This is a genomic window from Campylobacter devanensis (assembly GCF_002139915.1).
GTDB classification, from domain to species: Bacteria; Campylobacterota; Campylobacteria; order Campylobacterales; family Campylobacteraceae; genus Campylobacter; species Campylobacter devanensis.
Map to the genome: position 1 here is coordinate 519,647 of NZ_CP018788.1, position 18,618 is coordinate 538,264.

Here is an 18,618-nt window from a genome sequence, read left to right on the forward strand (position 1 = left end):
AAATTCGCTAAAAACCAGATAAAAATTTAAATATATTACCCATAGCAATACTATGGAGTAATCATCTGGCTTGGACTACCATTTACACTATGATAGATTGTGGTTTTGTATTTATATGCTTTTAGTTTTAGTATTTTGGATTGTAAATTTGGCTGAGTAGATGGACTAAACCACGCATTATTGCTAATAGCTATCATAAATTTAGGATTATCCTTAAATAGCTCATCTTTGGTAGCTTCATAGCAGATAGCATTTCGTATCTTGATTCCATCAATCTCATAATCACTTACGCTATTAGCATGACTATAATCTACGGCTGAATCAAAGAATATCTCATTTATTAAATTTTTAATAAAATTTGGAAGTGGTATCTCTTCACCAAATGGCACTAATATTAGCTTGTCAAGTCTTTTTATTTCCCCTTTATCAAAAAGATAGGTTGAATTATATATCTTATTATTATTAGCTCCTAGAGCTCCAGCTACGATGGCGATTTGATATGATTTTTGTTTTAAAACACTAAGTAAAATTTCACTATGATCTAAAAATAGTGGAAATGAACTCTCAGGTAAAACTACAATTCTAGAGCCATCGCTTATAGCTTGATCAATCATATCAAGATTGCTTTTTACAATTTTATCTTTTGTAGAGCGTTCCCAGATTTTATCTTGACTAATATTTGTGCTAATAAGTGAGATATCAAAAGGAAGGCTTTTAGACTCAGTTTTATAGTTGTAATTAATCGCTAAAGAGCAAATAAGCAATGAGATACCAAAATATATATTAAATTTAATAGCTATAATTATAGATATAAGCACCAAAGCAAGAGTATAAATAGTAGGCTTAAAAAGCGTATCGACAAATATCAATTCAAAATTCAACCAATCAAAGCCAAAAGGTGCCACATAGCTAGCAAATAGCAAGAAAATAGCCTTGATATAGATACTCTCTAGCCAACTAACAGCTAAAAATATAAAACCATATATTAAACAAATTCCCAAAATTTCAATAGGTATAAGATAGCCAAAATTATAATAAACCAAACTAAAACTAATCCAATAAAACCAAAATAATCCGATAAAAAACCCACTCCAAAACCAAATTTTTCTATCGCTTTTTAAAAGGATATATAAACCTATAATCGCACTTAAAAGCCCTAAATTTGCTATGTATTTTAAATTTAGTAGATCCAAAAATATAAAAAGGGATAGCAAAATGGAGATCATAAAGCCTTTTATTATAAATTTTAATGTAAAATAGGCAACTAATTTTTTCTTAAAGGATTTACATGGCAGAAAATTCAATGCTAACTTCATTATTACCTCTTGTTGTATTGTTCGCAATATTCTATTTTTTGGTTATTAGACCACAGCAAAAGCAGCAGCGTGAGCATAAAAATATGCTAGCAAATCTCCAAAAAGGTGATAAAATCATCACAAATGGAGGCTTAGTATGCGAAGTGGTAAAACCAGACGATGATTTTATCAAAGTTAAGCTTAATGATGATGTAATTGTCCGCATTGATAGAAATTTTGTCGCCAAAAAATTGGACAAAATAGAGTCAAGTGATGAGAAGTAGGGTAACTTATAGGCTTATAGTTTTTATCCTTGCTTTAGTGTTTGGTATATTTTTTTCTATACCAAGCTTTACTGATAGTCAAAATGGTAAAAAGGTAAGCCTAGGGCTTGATTTACAAGGTGGTTTATATATGCTATTAAGCGTCCAAACAGACGCAGCCTTAATATCTAAAATCAAATCAATAGCTTCAGCTATCAAATATGATACTGATAAAAATGATATCTTAGTAGATAGATTAAAAGTCGATGAGAGCGGGATTAGTATAGCTCTTTTAGATAGTGATGATATCAAGAAATTAGATGGAATTTTATCTAAAATCAGTGGTATTGAAATTCAAAAAGATGAGCTAAATTACAGAATTTTACTCACCCCGCAAGAGAAGATCGACACAGCCAAATACGCAGTAGATCAAGCAGTAGAGACTATCAGAAATCGCTTAGATCAGTTTGGCTTGGCTGAGCCTACGGTGATTAAGCAAGGTGAGGATAAAATTTTAGTTGAACTTCCTGGTATTAAAAATGCAGCCGATGAGCAAAGAGCTATGGATTTGATAGCCAAATCAGCGCATTTACAGCTCATGGCAGTGGATGAAAAACGCCAAGATATGGCTCAAACTATGAACGAAGATGAGGCTGCAGCTTATGGAGATCTATTATTAAGCGATGCTAGAAATCCAAGATATAAGTATTTAGTTAATGAAATTCCCATCTTAGATGGTAGTATGCTAGTAGATGCTAAGGTGGCATTTGATAATCAAACAAATATGCCAATTATAAATTTTACTCTAAATGCTCAAGGTGCTAAGATATTTGGGGATTTTACTGGGGCAAATGTAGGTAAAAGACTTGCTATAGTATTAGATAATAGAGTATATTCAGCTCCATCTATTAATGAGAGAATCGGCGGTGGAAGCGGTCAGATAAGTGGTGGATTTAGTGTAGAAGAGGCTAGAGATGTGGCTATAGCTTTAAGAAGCGGGGCATTAATAGCTCCTGTGAATTTAGAAGAGAAAAGAAGCATAGGCCCAAGCCTAGGCCAGCAAAGTATCGATCAAAGTATGGTGGCTCTATCTGTGGGTGCTATTTTGGTTTTGATATTTATGGTTATGGTGTATGGTCTAGCTGGAGTTTTGGCTAATATCGCTTTGGTTGTTAATATAGTGCTACTTATAGCGGTTATGGCTCTATTTGGTGCGACGCTTACACTTCCTGGTATGGCTGGTATTTTGCTTACTATCGGTATGGCCGTGGATGCCAATGTGATTATAAATGAGCGTATTAGAGAGCTTTTAAAAGAGGGTCACAATATCCACACTTGTATCCAAAAGGGCTATCAAAACGCTATGAGCGCTATCGTGGATTCGAATTTAACCACGCTTATAACTTCAGCTGCTCTGTATGCTTATGGCACTGGGCCTGTAAAGGGCTTTGCTGTAACTATGAGTATAGGTATTGTAGCCTCTATGCTTACGGCGATTTTAGGTACCCATGGGATGTTTGAGTTTTTAAGTCGCAAGATAGAAAAGGGTAGTAGCGTGCTGTGGTTTGGTTATAGAATTAAAAGGGGCTAAAATGCAGATATTTGATAAGGGTAAAATATATAATTTTATGAGCATTAGATGGGTGATGTTTGCTCTTAGTGGTGTGCTGTTTTTTGGCTCTATTGCGCTTTTATTTACCAAGGGGTTAAATTATGGGATTGACTTTGCTGGTGGGACGCTAATTCAGGTTAAATATCATGATAAGGATGCGCCAATAGATTTGATTAGGCAGAAATTTGCTAGTAATGAAATTTTGAAAAATGCTACTATCACAGAGTTTGGTTCAGCTAGCGAAATCACCATTAGATATACCACAACTAGTGATAGTTTGGGCAATAATCCTGGGGATTTTGTGGCTGATATGCTTAAAGGTAGTGGGGAATTTGAGATTCGCCGAGTTGATGTAGTAGGGCCAAAAATCGGTAGTGAATTAAGGCAAAAAGGTATAATGGCTATTGCGGTTTCGCTTATTTTGATACTTGTTTATATTGGTATTAGGTTTGAGTGGAGATTTGCACTAGCAGCCATATTTAGCGAAATTCACGATGTAGTTATCGTGCTTGGGGCTATTAGTTTGCTTAGTATTGATGTGAATTTAGATACCTTAGCGGCGGTTTTAACTGTTTTAGGATATTCGCTAAATGATACTATTATTATATTTGATAGGATTAGAGAGAGGGTTAGAGAGAGTAAATTTATAGAGTTATTTGGGGTGATTAATGAGTCTGTATCGCTTACTCTTTCTAGGACTTTGATGACCTCTGTGACTACGCTTTTAGCCGTGATTACGCTATTTTTCTATGGTGGAGATATGATACATGGATTTTCTACTATTATGATAATTGGAATTTTAATCGGCACTCTAAGCTCGGTTTTTATAGCAGCACCTATGCTAAGTTGGTTTAGATTTAGTGTTGAGGGTTATAGAGCGTTGATTGCTGCTAAGGAGCTAAGAAAAAAAGAGAAAGAGAAAATTCGCGCTATGTATGAAAAAGGTAGATTATAAGGAGTTTATATGGATTGGGGTAAGGTTATATTTACATTTTTTGCGCTTATGAGCTTGACTACTACGGCTGGGTTTTTATTTGAAGATAGTGCTGTGGCTCTGTTTATCGCTGCTAGTATAAATTTGATCTCAACTCTATTAAAAGTAGGAGTGAGAAATTTGCTCGCAGCGGAGCTTTTTGCTAGTTCATTGGTGGCTGATTTACACCTAATTCCTGCTTTTGTATTGCTAATAACTGGCTATAGCCAAAGTATGGTATATACGCTAGTTATAGGTGCGATTTTGGCAAATATATTTTCTATTATTTTGATATTGATAGAAGCGTATAAAACTAGAGATGAATTTTAAGGATAGATAATGCAATATGTAGCTAAAGATATAGAGTATAAATGGCAAACTGCTTGGAGAGATAGCGGTTATAGCGAGCCAAAAGATGATTATAACTTACCTAAAAAATATATTTTATCTATGTTTCCATATCCGAGTGGTAGACTTCACATGGGGCATGTGCGAAACTACGCTATAGGTGATGCCTTGTCTAGGTATTATAGAAATATGGGGTTTAATGTCCTTCAACCAATGGGTTTTGATAGCTTTGGTATGCCAGCAGAAAATGCCGCTATAAAGCATAAAATTCATCCTAAAAAATGGACATATGAAAATATAGAATATATGATAAAAGAGCTTGATACATTAGGGTTAAGCTTTTCTAAAAATCGCTTATTAGCTACTAGTGATCCACTCTATACAAGATGGGAGCAAGAGTTTTTCATAAAAATGTATGAAAAAGGCTTAGTATATCGCAAATCCGCTGTGGTAAATTGGTGTGAAAATGACCAAACAGTTTTGGCAAATGAGCAAGTAGAAGATGGCAAATGTTGGAGATGCGGCCACGATGTAATCCAAAAAGAGATGCCAGGATATTATCTCAAAATTACAGATTATGCTAATGAGCTTTTGGAGTGTTTAAAAGATTTAGATGGCAAATGGCCAAATCAAGTTATCACTATGCAAGAGAATTGGATAGGTAAAAGTAGTGGGCTTGAGTTTGAATTTAAGCTTGATGATCGTAGCAAAGAGATTGCTAGTGAAAATGGATTTATGGTCTTTACTACTAGGGCTGATACTATTTATGGGGTTAGCTATTGTGCTTTAGCGCCAGAGCATAGCCTTACAAAAAAGATTTTAAATAGTGATAATACCCCAAAAGAGATAAAAGATAAGATCAAATTTATGCTAAATCAAAGTCCAAAAGAGCGCCAAATAGCCGATAAAGATGGGGTCTATCTAGGCATTAATGCTATCCATCCGATAACCAAAGAGCTAGTGCCGATATGGTGTGCGAATTTCGTCTTAGCTGAGTATGGTCATGGGGCTTTGATGGCTGTGCCTGCTCATGATGAGAGGGATTATGAGTTTGCTATTAAATTTAATCTACCTATTAAAAAGATAATAGAGTGCGATGAGTTGCCATATACTCAAAAGAGCGGCAAGCATATAAATTCAGATATGATAAATAATATGGATTATGATGAGGCTAGTAAAACTATCATAAAATACTTCGAAAATAGCAGTAGCGGTAAAGAGGTTACAAACTACAAATTAAGAGATTGGGGCATCTCTAGACAGAGATATTGGGGTGCGCCGATCCCTATAGTGCATTGTGATAAATGTGGAGTTGTGTGCGAGAGTATTGAGAATTTGCCTGTTTTATTGCCTGAAGATGTGAGTATCACAGGTGAGGGAAATCCGCTAGACAAGCATCCAAATTTCAAAAAATGTAAATGCCCTAAATGCGGTGGTGAAGCTAAAAGAGAAACCGATACTATGGATACATTTTTTGAAAGTAGCTGGTATTTTGCTAGATATGCAAGTGATGAGAAAACTTGGGAAAAAGTAGCCTTTGATAAAAAAAGTGTTGATTATTGGATGAGTGTGGATCAATATATCGGTGGGATAGAACACGCTATACTTCATCTTTTATACGCTAGATTTTTTCAAAAAGTTTTAAGAGATCTTGGCTATTTGCGTGATAGTGAGCCTTTTGCTAGTTTATTAACTCAAGGTATGGTCTTAAAAGATGGCGCTAAGATGAGTAAAAGCAAGGGAAATACGGTTGATCCAGATGAGATTATAAATAGATATGGTGCTGATACCGCAAGGCTATTTATACTTTTTGCAGCACCACCACAAAAGGAGCTTGAATGGAATGATAGCGCTGTTGAGGGTGCTTTTAAGTTTATAAATAGGCTTTATGATAGAAGTGTAAATGCCTATAAAACAGAGCAAATCCCATCTATAAATCACGCAAATTTAAACAAAGATGAGAAATACGCAAGGCTAAAAGTCTATGAAGCACTTAAAAAATCAAGCGAGGTTTTTGAGAGTAGCTTTACATTTAATACCTTAATCGCTGCTTGTATGGAGGCTCTAAATGCCCTAAATGCTCAACAAAACAAAGATATATGGACGGAGGGGTATTATATAATTTTAAGTTTGCTTGAGCCTATTATCCCGCATGTATCTTGGGAGCTTAGTAGCGAGTTATTTGGACTTAAAAATCTTAGAAAAATCGAGCTTAAAAGTGAAGTTTTTGAGAGTGATACTATAAATTTAGCTATCACTATAAATGGCAAAAGACGAGCCGAGATAGAGATAGATAAGAGTTTAAGCGATCAAGAGATCATAAATCAAGCCAAAATCGCTGTATCTAAGTGGATTGGCTCATCTGAGATTATAAAAGAAATTTATGTGCCAAATAAGCTTGTAAATATCGTCATAAAGGGATAGAGTGAGATTAATTGCCATTTTATTGCTAGCGTTTTTTATCGCAGGTTGTGGCTACAAACCATCTAGCGTGGCAGCTAGAGATGCTATAGGCAGCAGCGTTTGGGTTGATGTGATAATTAGTAAAACTGATCCTGAGAGTACTGTGGTTATCAAAGATGGTATAAAATCAGCAATGCTTAGACGCTTAGGTGTAAATTTAGTAGATAAAAATGAGGCTGATAGCATAATAATAGCTTCTATTAAATCGCTTACATTTTCAGCTATATCATATGATCAATTTGGATATGCTACAGCATATAAAGCAAATTTAGTAATGGAATATAGATTAAAGCAAAAAGATGGCTCAATAAAGAGTATTTTAACTAGCGGAGATTATGATTTTAGAGTTACAAAGCGACTAAATGATAGAAGATTTACCGATAGTGTTATTAGCGATAATGAGAGATTTGATGCTATTACAAATGCATCTTTGCAGTGTTTTGACGAGTTTGTAAGTAAGCTAGCTATGCAAGGTCTTTTAAATGGCAAGCCTAATCTCTGAGGTTATCAAAGATGTATTTAAGGAGGCGAGTGATAAGAATATTATTCTAACTCCAGATAACTATCATGAGTTATTTTGTGCGGCTGCAGCTAGGCGAGGGCTGAGTGCAAATGAGTGCAAGAGACTTGAAGGCTATATTGCTCGCTTAGATAAGAGTTATCAAGATGAGATAAAAAAGATAAATGTAAAAAGCATTGATGAGCTTTTTGCTTTTATCTGTTTTAGATTAAATCGTGCTAATCTAAATGATATAGCTAAAATCAGTCAAGCCCAGACAATGCTTTTAAAACGAGTGTTGCATGCTATAAATTTAATGCACAATAATAAGGCTAAAGAACTAGCTAATTCAAGCTATTCTATGCTAAATGGAACAATTAATGTTGAGAATTTAAATTTAATCAGAGACCGATGGTTTGAGTTTGTTAGCCATTTTGATACTAATTACATCAAGCGACTTGAAAAATATGGAATCAAACAAAGTGATGATATAGAAACCATAATTTCTAAAATTGAGAAATTTAAATATAAAACTAAAGAGAAAAATTTAGAATATCTATCTTACTGCGAGTTATTAATTGCTGCTCTTGTACCATCTATTGCGCCTGGTGCAGATGATGATATAGCTAGAGTAAGTGAGCATTTAAGATCTAATCCTGCTTTATTAACTAGTCAAGCTATGGAAGAAGATATTAAAAAATGTATTTTAAAGCGTGTAAGATTAGACCAAAATGAGATAAAACAAAAAATTAGCGCCTTAGATGAGATTTTAAACAATTTAAATAAACAAATTCAAGATTTTGCTAATACTCTTTTAGATAATGGCAGCAGTCTTGATGGTGCGATTTTTGAGATAAATAGCATAACTAGCTATGATGAATATAATGCTATTAGACAAAAACTACAAAATACATCAAATTCACTTCGTAGTGAAATTTCGGCTATGGGGTTAAAGCTTAGCGATGATAGCAAGATAATTAATGGATTAAAAGAGCGTATAAAAGAGCTTGAAGAGATGATGGAACAAAGTAAGACCGATGAGCTAACAGGAGTTAATAATAAAAATAGCTTTGAGATAGAACTTGCTAATATCGAAGAGGCTAGAGTAAAGTATGGTGTTGATTATAGCATTGTAGCTATTGGGATAAATTTACTAGATGAAATCAAGGCAAAATATGGAGCAAATGCCAAAGATGCAATTTTATCTACAATGGCTAAAATCGTACAAAATCGTTGTGTAAATGGAGAGTTTATAGCTAGAACAAATATGGATGAGTTTGTGATTTTGGTAGGTAATTTAGATAAAAATGCTACTAATAGCTTAGCTGAAATTATGATAAATGATATTAGTGGGTGTAAATTTAGATATAAAGATGAGCACATAATAGTAAGTGCAAGTTGTGGAATTGCTACACGCTCAGAGTGCAATAGTCAAAATGAGATGCTACAAAGGGTAAATTTAGGGTTGCAAACAGCTAAAAATGAGGGGATAAATTGTATACGAGCACTTTGATGGATTATGAGGTATTTTTAAATAAAAAGCCATTATATTATGATGAGATTGATTATACTAGATTTCCTAGGATATTTAATTTAGTTAAATTACACTTAAATTTACCACCTATAATCCATATAGTAGGCACAAATGGCAAGGGAAGTACAGGTAGATTTTTAGCTCAAATTTTAGCTGGAGCTGGTAAAAAAGTTGGACATTATACTAGTCCGCATATTTTTGATTTTAGTGAAAGATTTTATAGTAGTTTTGAAGAAATTGATAAATTTAGATTAAATTTAGCTCATAATAGACTTTTAGAGATTTTTAGTTTACTCAATAATACTAGTGAAATAGTAGAGAGTTTAAGCTACTTTGAGTGGGCAACATTGATGGCTGGGGTAATTTTTGAGGGGTATGATTTTTTAATTTTAGAGGCTGGAATGGGCGGAGAATATGATGCGACAAATGCCTTTGATAAGTCTCTTAGTATATTTACCCCTATTGGTCTAGATCACATTGATATGCTTGGTAGTACGATAGAAGAAATTGCTAAAACTAAACTTAATTCAATGCAAAATCAAGCATTAATTAGTAGCGAGTTTGCCTGTATGGAGTTAGCAAATCAAATCGCTAAGCAAAAAAGTGTAAGATTAATAAAGCAAAGTGAAATTTATGCTAAAGAGATTCAAAATTATGCTATTAAATTTAATTTACCAGAATTTTTAAGAGCAAATTTAAGTTTAGCAGTAAATGCAGCCAATATTTTAAATATAGAGAATTTAGCCCAAATCATATCCAATTTAGGCGCCTTAACTTTGCGTGGCAGATGTGAAAAAATAAAGCCAAATCTTATAATTGATGTTGGACATAACGCTCACGCTGCTAAGGCTATAGCCCAAAATTTGCAAAATATAGGTTGGAGAGAGGTAAATTTAATATATAATGCCTTTGATGATAAGGATATCTTTGGTGTTTTATTAAGCTTAAAGCCTTTTATTGGTAAAATCCATATCTATAATTATAAAAGCTATAGTAGAAAATTAGCTACACATAAGATAACTCAAATTGCCAAAGATCTTGGTATTACATGTTGCGAGTTTACAAATTTAGATGAAAATGAGAAATATTTAGTCTTTGGTTCATTTATGTTAGTAGAAAACTTCATTAAGGAAGAGATTGAAAGATAAGATTGTTGTTACTATAACTGATGTCAATGGCTCTAGAAATTATTTATTAAGCCAGGTTTTAAAGAGAATTTTTATATATGTTGTTGCGGTTTTATTGCTTATTTTTGTTCTTGGTGGGCTATATATGGGATATTTGCAAGATGAGACAAATGTTCTAAGAGAGACTAAAGAGGAGCTAATAAGTAGTAGTAAAAATTTAAATATAGAGTATGAAAATATAAAACAAAAGCTTTCAACCAAAGAAGAGGAGTTGATGGCTATAGAAGATAAAATTTCATTTTTAGAAGAGCAAATTGGGCTAAATGATGACTCAAATATTACTACAATTGATGATAGATTAGAGCAGATTAAGCTTACTGTTGAGCAACAAAATATAATATTTTCAATGATTCCAAATGGCAAGGTAATAGAAGATGGCGGTATTACAGCAGCATTTGGTTGGCGAACTCATCCAGTGTTAGGGCATAAGCATCTTCACCAAGGAATTGACCTTAGAGCACCAATTGGAACTCCAGTGTATGCTCCAGCAGATGGAGTGGTACAAGTGGCGGGATTTAATGTAGTTGGCGGATATGGATATTTAGTAGTTTTAGAGCATAATTTTGGCTTTAAGACTAGATTTGCCCATCTATCTAGAAAAGATGTGGTAAAAGAGGGACAGTTTGTTAAAAAGGGCGAGCTAATAGGCTATAGTGGAAATACTGGTATAAGTACAGGTCCGCATCTGCACTATGAGATAAGATTTGTACAGCGGCCACTTGACCCGATAAATTTTATCAATTGGAGTCGAAAAAACTATGAAGAAATATTTGAAAAGGAGAAGCGAGTAACATGGCAGTCTTTGGTAAAGGCAGTAGCAAATTTAACTCTGAAACAACCATAATATCAGAAGGCGCATATATAAAAGGCGAGTTAGCCTGCGGTTCAGTTTTATATATTGAAGGTCATGTAGATGGTATGATAAAATCAAATAACACAGTAGTAATTGGTAAAAATGGTAAGGTTACAGGAATAATATCAGCTAATAAAATTGTAGTAAATGGTATTTTTGAAGGCAATGTAGATGCGGATTCAGTGGAGATTTTAAGTGGTGGATTTGTGTTAGGTGATATTTGTTCAGGTAGCTTTAGCATAGAAAATGGTGGTAAATTTGATGGTAAAAGCTCTCTTAAAAAGTCAAATTCAATGCAATCGCTAGAGAATTTTGAGATAATTGACACAGAGGAAAGTGGTGCAAGCAAAGATATATGAGTTTTTTAAAGCTCATAGGGATAAATTTAAAATATTAATAGTAAGCGACGATAAGAGCGCTTCTAAGGCTTACGCAGCAGCGACTTATGCTGGGCGTGAGTGTTTTGTTTTGCCTGATTTTAGAGCTAAAAGAGGCGATGATTTACGGGCGTTTAATAGTGAGCTTTTAGATATTAGTAAAGCTTTAAGCAGCTTTTGGCAAAGTTCTAATTCAAATAAACTTTTAATAACTCCATTTCGAACAATCCTACATAAATTACCAAGTGCTAATCAATTAAGAGTAAAAAATATAAATTTTGCCGATACAATTGATTTAAATAGTTTTAAAAACGAAATGCTAGCTTATGGATATACTTTTGTTGATATTGTCGAAAGTAGGGGAGAGATTAGGATTAGCGGAGATATTATTGATATTTATAGCGTAGCTGATGAGTGGCCGTGTAGAATTTTGCTTGATATTAATCTAGTTGAGAGTATTCGTAGGTTTGACCCAGCTACGCAAAAAAGTATAAAAGATGAACAAAGCATAACTATTACTCCATATGTGGCTGCGCTTGATCAGACTGAATTTAAGAATGCATTAAATAGTGCTGAGCATATAGAGTCAAATTCTCTTACGCATGATCTAAATTCGTTTGGATTTTGGGTAATTGATGGATTTATAAATTATTTAGAACAGTTTGAGGCTGTACGTGATGGAGATATAGATTTTGATGAGTGCGAGATGGATATAAGTGCTCTTGAGGCGGTAACAATCTTGCCTTTAGCAAAATCATATAGGCCATTTGAAGGCAAGATAAATAATGAACTAATTAATTTTCACAAAGATAAAAAAATAGATATTTTAAGCTCTAATGAGAGTGCTTTTAGAGCATTGGGGCTTGATATTAATTTAAATTTAAATTTTATTCAAAGTGACTTAATACTAAATCTAATAAGCAAAGATGAGCTTATAATTAGCCTAAATCAGCCTATTTCACGTCAAAAAAGACGTAAGGCTAGTATTGTTTTAGATGAGTTAAAGATTGGAGATTTTGTCGTTCATAGCGAGTATGGAATTGGTAAATTTGCTGGTCTGGAGTTAATAAGAGTGCTTGGTAGTAGCAAAGAATTTGTTGTTTTAACTTATCAAAATGATGATAGATTGCTTTTACCAACAGAACATCTTGATATGATAGATAGATACATCGCTGGAAGTGGAGCAGTAGTTAACCTAGATAAGCTTGGCAAGGCTAGTTTTGCAAAGCTTAAGCAAAAAGTCAAAGAAAAACTCTTTATCATTGCTAACAAAATTATTGCTTTAGCAGCAAAGCGTGAGTTAATTGAAGGTGTTAAAATAGAAGCCAATACAGCTGAATTTGCTAAATTTCAAATGGAAGCAGGCTTTTGCTACACTAGTGACCAAGATAGAGCTATAAATAGCATTTTAAGCCATTTAAAAAGCGGTAAGGTTATGGATATGCTCTTAAGCGGCGATGTTGGTTTTGGTAAAACTGAAGTAGCGATGAATGCGATATTTGCCTGTGTTAAGAGTGGATTTCAAGCGCTATTTTTTGTGCCTACTACCTTACTTTGTGCTCAGCACTACAAAAGTTTACAAGAGAGACTAAGTAAATTTGATATTGATGTAAGACGACTAGATAGATTTAGTAGCACAAAAGATAAATCACGCTTGCAAGCTGATTTGCAAGATGGCAAACCACTTGTAGCAATTGGAACACATGCTTTGCTTAGTGTACAAAGTGCAAATTTAGGACTGATAATAATCGATGAAGAGCATAAATTTGGCGTAAAGCAAAAAGAGAAACTAAAGGAATTTAGTGAGCATTCTCACATATTATCTATGTCAGCAACCCCAATTCCAAGAAGCTTAAATATGGCACTTAGCTCTATTAAAAGCTATGCTACTCTTACCACGCCACCACTTGATAGGCTAGATGTTAGAACCTTTGTTAAAGAGTGGGATAGAGGATTAATTAAAGAGGCTATAATGCGTGAAATTCGCCGTGCTGGGCAAATTTTTTATCTTCATAATAAAATTGCTGATATGCCTAGTATTGAACGTGAGCTAAAGCAGATTGTGCCGACTTTAAAAATTTTAACTCTTCATAGTAAAATTGATGCTAAAACTAGCGAAGATGAGATGATTAAATTTGCTAATGGTGAGTATGACTTGCTTCTTTGTACTAGCATCGTAGAGAGCGGAATTCACTTGCCAAATGCAAATACTATAATAATAGATGAAGCTAATAAATTTGGTATTGCGGATTTGCATCAGCTACGTGGTAGAGTTGGTAGGGGTGCTAAGCAGGGATTTTGTTACTTTTTGGTTGAAGATAGGCAGAGTTTAAGCGATGAAGCGATTAAACGACTTGTAGCACTAGAATCAAATTCATTCTTAGGTAGTGGCGCCTTATTAGCTTATCATGATTTAGAAATTAGAGGCGGAGGAAATCTAATTGGTGAGGCGCAAAGTGGCCATATAGAAGCTATTGGTTACTCTTTATATCTTAAAATGCTTGAAGATGAGATAAATATACTTTTAAATAAAGATAATAAAAACGATACTCAAGTCGATATAAAACTAAGCGTAAATGCATTTTTAAATAGTGAATTAATTGCTGAAGATAGGCTACGACTTGAACTTTATAGACGGCTTAGTAAATGTACTGAGGTAAGCGAAGTTTATGAGATTGGTGGTGAGATTGAGGATAGATTTGGTAAGCTTGATGTTTATACTAAGCAATTTTTAGATATTATTGCTATTAAAATTATGGCCGCTAAACAAGAATTTAAACATATTAGTAACTATGAACAAAATATAACATTAACCAAAATTGCTGGAACAAAAGTTGCTTTGAAATCGCCAAGCAAAGATGATGACGATGTCTTGGCTGAAATTTTGAGCTATTTAAGGAAAAATAGATGATGGTTTCAAGTGTTTCATACTACCAGCCAAATTATATGGTAGATAATCAACAAGCTGATGCAAAAACAGGTGATCAAGAGAGCCATAAGCACAACAATCAAACTCAAGCAGAGTTAAAAAAAAGATATAAACATGAGCTAAGTCAAGAGCAAAAACTTCAAGTAATAGAACTTCAAAAGCGAGATATAGAGGTTCGCAATCATGAAGCTGCTCACATGTCAGCAGGAGCTGGACTAACTACTGGGGCTAGTTATAGCTACCAAAGAGGCCCAGATAATAAGATGTATGCTATAGGTGGCGAGGTTGGCATAGATACATCACCAGGCAAAACTCCAGAAGAGACATTAAAAAAGGCCGCCCAAATCAAAAGAGCAGCCCTAGCACCAGCCCAGCCAAGCTCAGCTGATCTTCAAGTAGCAGCAACAGCTACAAATATGGAGATTGATGCTAAGATTGAAATTCAAAATGAATTACTAAAAGAGCAAAAGCAAGATAAGCAAAATGATGATAAAACTCAAAGTAATAAGAATCAATCTGAGCAAAACGAGTCAAATTTAATTCAACATATTTATCAAAATAAAAATAATCCATATGCGCAATATGATTATAGCTCTAGAGTAATAGGATTATTTTAATGAAAATAAAATGGAGAAATACCTATGCAGCACTCGTGCGAGATGGCAAATTAAGACCGGTTAGAGATGTTGCTAAAATTGAACTTGATAGTTTTGTAAATTTGCAAAGTCAAATAGAACAGCTTGAGCTTAATACAATTAAATTTATTGAGCACGGAGTGATAAATCATGCGCTTTTGTGGGGCGAGAGAGGCTGTGGAAAGTCTAGTTTAGTGCGTGGAATATTTTGTAAATTTATGGATAAAAACCTGCGTTTAATCGAGATAAGTGCTAGAGAGTTAAAAAGTTTGCATAAAATTCTTGATAAAATAAGAGATAAGAAAAAGTATAAATTTATAATTTTTTGTGATGATTTTGGATTTGAAAATGGGGATAAAGCTCTAATTGAGCTTAAAAGCCTCTTAGAAGGCTCGATTGAATCTCCGCCAAGTAATGCAATATTTTATGCTACAAGCAATTTAAAGCACTTAGTAAGAAGCCGTCCAAATAGCGACAATTATATCGTCGAAAAAGAAAATAGTAGAGAAAATTTAAGCCTAGCTGATAGATTTGGATTGCACATTAGCTTTTATGAGCTTAGCGTAGATGAGTATATGGATATTGTTTATAATCTTTTTAAAGGGTGTGATATAGATAAAAATCGCCTAAAAACTCAAGCGCTTGCTTTTGCAGCTAGTAAGGGTGTAAGAAGCGCAAGAAATGCTAAGCAATTTTGGCAAAGTATAAAGGATGATATTGAGAAGTGTTGAGCTATTTTTGGCACTTGATGGGGTTTGTGAGTTTGACTTTGAGTTAAATAGACATTGGTGGCCAGATTATGGGAGCTTTTGGGTTATAGTTGGTGCTATTTTAACGCAAAATGCTAAGTGGTCAAGCGTGGAAAAATCTTTAGCGAATTTAAGAGATTATGGGGTTAAAGAGCTATCAGATATCGCAAATTTGGATATCGAAGTTTTAAGCGAACTTATTAAGCCAAGCGGATTTTATAATACCAAAGCCAAAAGGCTTAGTATGCTTTGTAATAAAATTATAGATAAATTTGGTAATTTTGATGAGTTTGCTAGTAGCGTTAGCTTTGAGTGGCTTATAGCACAAAATGGCTTAGGGCTTGAGAGTGTTTATTCTATTTTGTGCTTTGGTTGTGGGCGTGATGTGATGGTCGTAGATAGCTATACTAATAGGATTTTAAGTGCTTTAGGGTATGAATTTGAGAGCTATGAAGAGGCTAGGGAGTGGCTAGAGGGTATCGATAGAGATGAGGTTTATAAAGCAATTGGTGATATAAGTGATAATGAGCTTTTTTGTCGTTATCATGGGGTTATTGTGGAATTTTGTAAAAGCCATTTAAAAGGGGCTAAATTTGATGATTTTGCTTTGAGTTTATTTAGTGAGATTTCTATCTAAATAGCGTTTAAATCAATTTCTATCTTTATAATTAAAATTCACAATAGCTTAACAAATATCATATATAATTACGCTGTATTAATTATTAAAAGGAATTAAGATGAAAAAACTCAGTTTAATAGCTATTTTAGCTTTAGCAATTAGCGCAAACGCAGCAGGTTTTACAGGCGGTGCTAGTCAATCAAATACTTCAGGCTTTACAGGTGGTCAAGCACCGATGTATCAAGGTGGATTCTTAGGTCCTAGATATGGGGTAAATAGCGTCAAAGCGGCCCTTAGTGCGTGGGATGATACCTGGGTTGAGATAAAAGGCAAAATCATCTCTCAAGTAGGCCACGAAAAATATAAATTTAGCGATGGTAAAGATACTATTATCATAGAGATTGATGATGATGATTGGGGTGGAGTTAGTGTTGGGCCTGATGAGCTTATCACGATATATGGCGAAGTTGATGGCAACGCTCTTAAAGCAAATGAGATTGATGTAAAAAGAATTACTAAATAAGACTTTAAGTTAGTCTAAATTTAATAAAAAAACTTCAAAAACCGCCAAAGTTTGAGTATAAATCACTCACTTTTGGGCGGTTTAAATTTAAACTTAGTAAAATTTAGTTAAAATTCACTCCTAAATTATTAAAAAAGAAAAAATAATGCAAGATATCTTAAAATCTATGAAAAATATAGCGGTTGTAGGCTTTAGCCCTAATGATACTAAAGCTAGTAATCAAGTAGGTTGCTATCTTATAGATATGGGTTTTAATGTTTTTCCTATTTATCCAAAAAGTGGTGAGATAAAAGGTCGAAAAATATATCAAAGTATAGATGAAATTTCAGAAAAAATAGATACTATTGTGATGTTTAGAAAGGCCGAATTTGCCACTGAATTGGCTAAAAAAGCTATAAATTTAGGTGTAAAAAATCTATGGCTTCAGCTAGGAATTGTAAATGATGAGGCTAAGCAAATAGCACAAGATGCAGGATTAAATTTCATACAAGATGCCTGTATAATGATAGAGCATAAAAGGTTTAAAAATGATAAGTCTAAATAAAATTATTCAAGCTAAACGAAATATTGATGGATTTGTGGCTAAAACTCCATTTGGCTTTGCTCCAAAACTAAGCAAGATAGCTGGTGCTGATATATACCTAAAAAAAGAGAATCTTCAAATCACAGGAGCATATAAAGTAAGGGGTGCTTTTAACAAGATTGCAAATTTAGATGAAAATGCCAAAAAGTGTGGTGTAGTTGCTGCAAGTGCTGGTAATCACGCTCAAGGCGTAGCAATTAGCGCTAAGCATTTTGGAGTAAAAGCTATAATTATTATGCCAGAAGCCGCACCACTATCTAAAGTTGCTGGGACTAAGGCTCTTGGGGCTGAGGTGATATTAAAAGGGGATAATTTTGATGAGGCTTATGCATATGCCTTAGAATATGCTAAAGAGAATAATATGAGTTTTATCCACCCTTTTGATGATGAGTTAGTCCAAGCAGGTCAAGGGACAATAGCGCTTGAGATGCTTGATGAGGTTAGTAATTTAGATTATATTGTCGTGCCTGTAGGTGGTGGCGGTTTGATTAGTGGTGTGGCAAGTTGTGCTAAGCAGATTAATCCTGATATTAAGATTATTGGTGTTAGTGCAAAAGGTGCGCCGGCTATGTTTGAGAGTTTTAAAGATAAGTGCCAGCATAACTCAAAAAGCGTTCGAACTATAGCTGATGGAATTGCTGTAAGGGATGCAAGCCAGATTACTCTATCTCATATTTTAGAGTGCGTTGATGATATGGTACAAGTAGATGATGAAGAGATAGCAAATGCGATTTTGTATCTTTTAGAGCAGCAAAAGATTATGGTCGAAGGTGCTGGGGCTGTATCGGTAGCGGCGATTTTGGAGAGTAAATTTGAGTTTAAAAAGGGCTCTAAAATCGGCGCTATATTAAGTGGTGGCAATATAGATGTCCAAACTCTAAGTGTAATTATCGAAAAAGGGCTTTTAAAAAGCTATAGAAAGATGATAATTAATGTCACATTGATAGATAAACCAGGTGCCCTGATGGCGCTTGGAGATGTTTTAAGAATCGCTGGGGCAAATATTGTTAAGATTGATTATGATAGATTTTCAACCAAGCTAAGTTATGGCGATGCTAAGATTACAATAACTTTAGAGACTAAAGGCAAAGAGCATCAAGATACTATAGAAAAAGCATTAAAAGATGCTGGATACGAATATACTCAAGAGTTTTGATATATTTGGGCTAAATTTGA

At 34.1% G+C, this 18,618-nt stretch carries 18 protein-coding genes; 17 read left to right on the forward strand and 1 reads right to left on the reverse strand.

From position 1 onward, the window contains the following. Nucleotides 1–50 precede the first annotated feature (50 nt). Entirely contained in the window at nt 51–1,316 is a 1,266-nt protein-coding gene (locus tag CIGN_RS02620; RefSeq protein ID WP_086302137.1) for an apolipoprotein N-acyltransferase, read from the reverse strand. Here CIGN_RS02620 and yajC point away from each other — a divergent pair. The 17 genes from yajC to ilvA all read left to right on the forward strand — a co-directional run bounded on the left by yajC (nt 1,289) and on the right by ilvA (nt 18,598). After that, complete coding sequence (gene yajC, locus CIGN_RS02625) at nt 1,289–1,579, forward strand: preprotein translocase subunit YajC (protein WP_086234673.1); 291 nt, start codon at nt 1,289–1,291, stop codon at nt 1,577–1,579. The two genes, CIGN_RS02620 and yajC, sit on opposite strands and share 28 nt — an antisense overlap. Then, nucleotides 1,566–3,149 (forward strand): protein translocase subunit SecD, encoded by a 1,584-nt coding sequence (gene secD / locus CIGN_RS02630; RefSeq protein ID WP_086302138.1) that lies wholly within the window; start codon nt 1,566–1,568, stop codon nt 3,147–3,149. The genes yajC and secD overlap by 14 nt, the downstream gene beginning before the upstream one ends. Before the next feature lies 1 nt (nt 3,150). After that, the gene (gene secF, locus CIGN_RS02635) at nt 3,151–4,125 is read left to right on the forward strand and encodes a protein translocase subunit SecF (RefSeq protein ID WP_086302139.1); all 975 of its coding nucleotides are present in this window, start codon (nt 3,151–3,153) and stop codon (nt 4,123–4,125) included. Nucleotides 4,126–4,134: 9 nt separating this feature from the next. Beyond that, nucleotides 4,135–4,473 carry a DUF6394 family protein gene (locus tag CIGN_RS02640; RefSeq protein WP_086226273.1) on the forward strand — a complete coding sequence of 113 codons (339 nt, stop codon included), beginning with the start codon at nt 4,135–4,137 and terminating at the stop codon, nt 4,471–4,473. 9 nt (nt 4,474–4,482) lie between these two features. Beyond that, nucleotides 4,483–6,915: a leucine--tRNA ligase gene (gene leuS, locus CIGN_RS02645; protein WP_086302140.1), complete on the forward strand. Its 2,433-nt coding sequence runs from the start codon at nt 4,483–4,485 to the stop codon at nt 6,913–6,915. A gap of 1 nt (nt 6,916) precedes the next feature. Then, entirely contained in the window at nt 6,917–7,456 is a 540-nt protein-coding gene (lptE, locus tag CIGN_RS02650; protein ID WP_086244194.1) for an LPS assembly lipoprotein LptE, read from the forward strand. Then, on the forward strand, nt 7,437–8,966 hold the full coding sequence (locus CIGN_RS02655) for a diguanylate cyclase domain-containing protein (protein ID WP_086302141.1): 1,530 nt from the start codon (nt 7,437–7,439) through the stop codon (nt 8,964–8,966). Before lptE ends, CIGN_RS02655 begins: the two co-directional genes overlap by 20 nt. After that, nucleotides 8,966–10,135 carry a Mur ligase family protein gene (locus CIGN_RS02660; protein WP_086242724.1) on the forward strand — a complete coding sequence of 390 codons (1,170 nt, stop codon included), beginning with the start codon at nt 8,966–8,968 and terminating at the stop codon, nt 10,133–10,135. Before CIGN_RS02655 ends, CIGN_RS02660 begins: the two co-directional genes overlap by 1 nt. Next, on the forward strand, nt 10,125–11,018 hold the full coding sequence (locus CIGN_RS02665; RefSeq protein WP_086302142.1) for a M23 family metallopeptidase: 894 nt from the start codon (nt 10,125–10,127) through the stop codon (nt 11,016–11,018). The genes CIGN_RS02660 and CIGN_RS02665 overlap by 11 nt, the downstream gene beginning before the upstream one ends. Continuing rightward, entirely contained in the window at nt 10,967–11,386 is a 420-nt protein-coding gene (locus CIGN_RS02670; RefSeq protein WP_086224802.1) for a bactofilin family protein, read from the forward strand. The genes CIGN_RS02665 and CIGN_RS02670 overlap by 52 nt, the downstream gene beginning before the upstream one ends. Next, a complete protein-coding gene (gene mfd / locus CIGN_RS02675; protein ID WP_086302143.1) occupies nt 11,367–14,315 on the forward strand; it encodes a transcription-repair coupling factor in 2,949 nt (982 codons plus the stop codon). Before CIGN_RS02670 ends, mfd begins: the two co-directional genes overlap by 20 nt. Then, nucleotides 14,312–14,950, forward strand: a complete 639-nt coding sequence (locus CIGN_RS02680; RefSeq protein ID WP_086229207.1) for a putative metalloprotease CJM1_0395 family protein — start codon at nt 14,312–14,314, stop codon at nt 14,948–14,950. The genes mfd and CIGN_RS02680 overlap by 4 nt, the downstream gene beginning before the upstream one ends. Then, on the forward strand, nt 14,950–15,699 hold the full coding sequence (locus CIGN_RS02685) for a DUF815 domain-containing protein (protein ID WP_086302144.1): 750 nt from the start codon (nt 14,950–14,952) through the stop codon (nt 15,697–15,699). Before CIGN_RS02680 ends, CIGN_RS02685 begins: the two co-directional genes overlap by 1 nt. Then, nucleotides 15,686–16,354 (forward strand): 3-methyladenine DNA glycosylase, encoded by a 669-nt coding sequence (locus CIGN_RS02690; protein ID WP_236844783.1) that lies wholly within the window; start codon nt 15,686–15,688, stop codon nt 16,352–16,354. Before CIGN_RS02685 ends, CIGN_RS02690 begins: the two co-directional genes overlap by 14 nt. Before the next feature lie 100 nt (nt 16,355–16,454). Then, nucleotides 16,455–16,859, forward strand: coding sequence for a YgiW/YdeI family stress tolerance OB fold protein (locus CIGN_RS02695; RefSeq protein WP_086242729.1), 405 nt, complete (start codon nt 16,455–16,457; stop codon nt 16,857–16,859). Between the two features lie 145 nt (nt 16,860–17,004). Next, nucleotides 17,005–17,403 (forward strand): CoA-binding protein, encoded by a 399-nt coding sequence (locus CIGN_RS02700; protein WP_086224796.1) that lies wholly within the window; start codon nt 17,005–17,007, stop codon nt 17,401–17,403. After that, nucleotides 17,387–18,598, forward strand: coding sequence for a threonine ammonia-lyase (gene ilvA, locus CIGN_RS02705; protein WP_086302146.1), 1,212 nt, complete (start codon nt 17,387–17,389; stop codon nt 18,596–18,598). Before CIGN_RS02700 ends, ilvA begins: the two co-directional genes overlap by 17 nt. Nucleotides 18,599–18,618 lie beyond the last annotated feature (20 nt).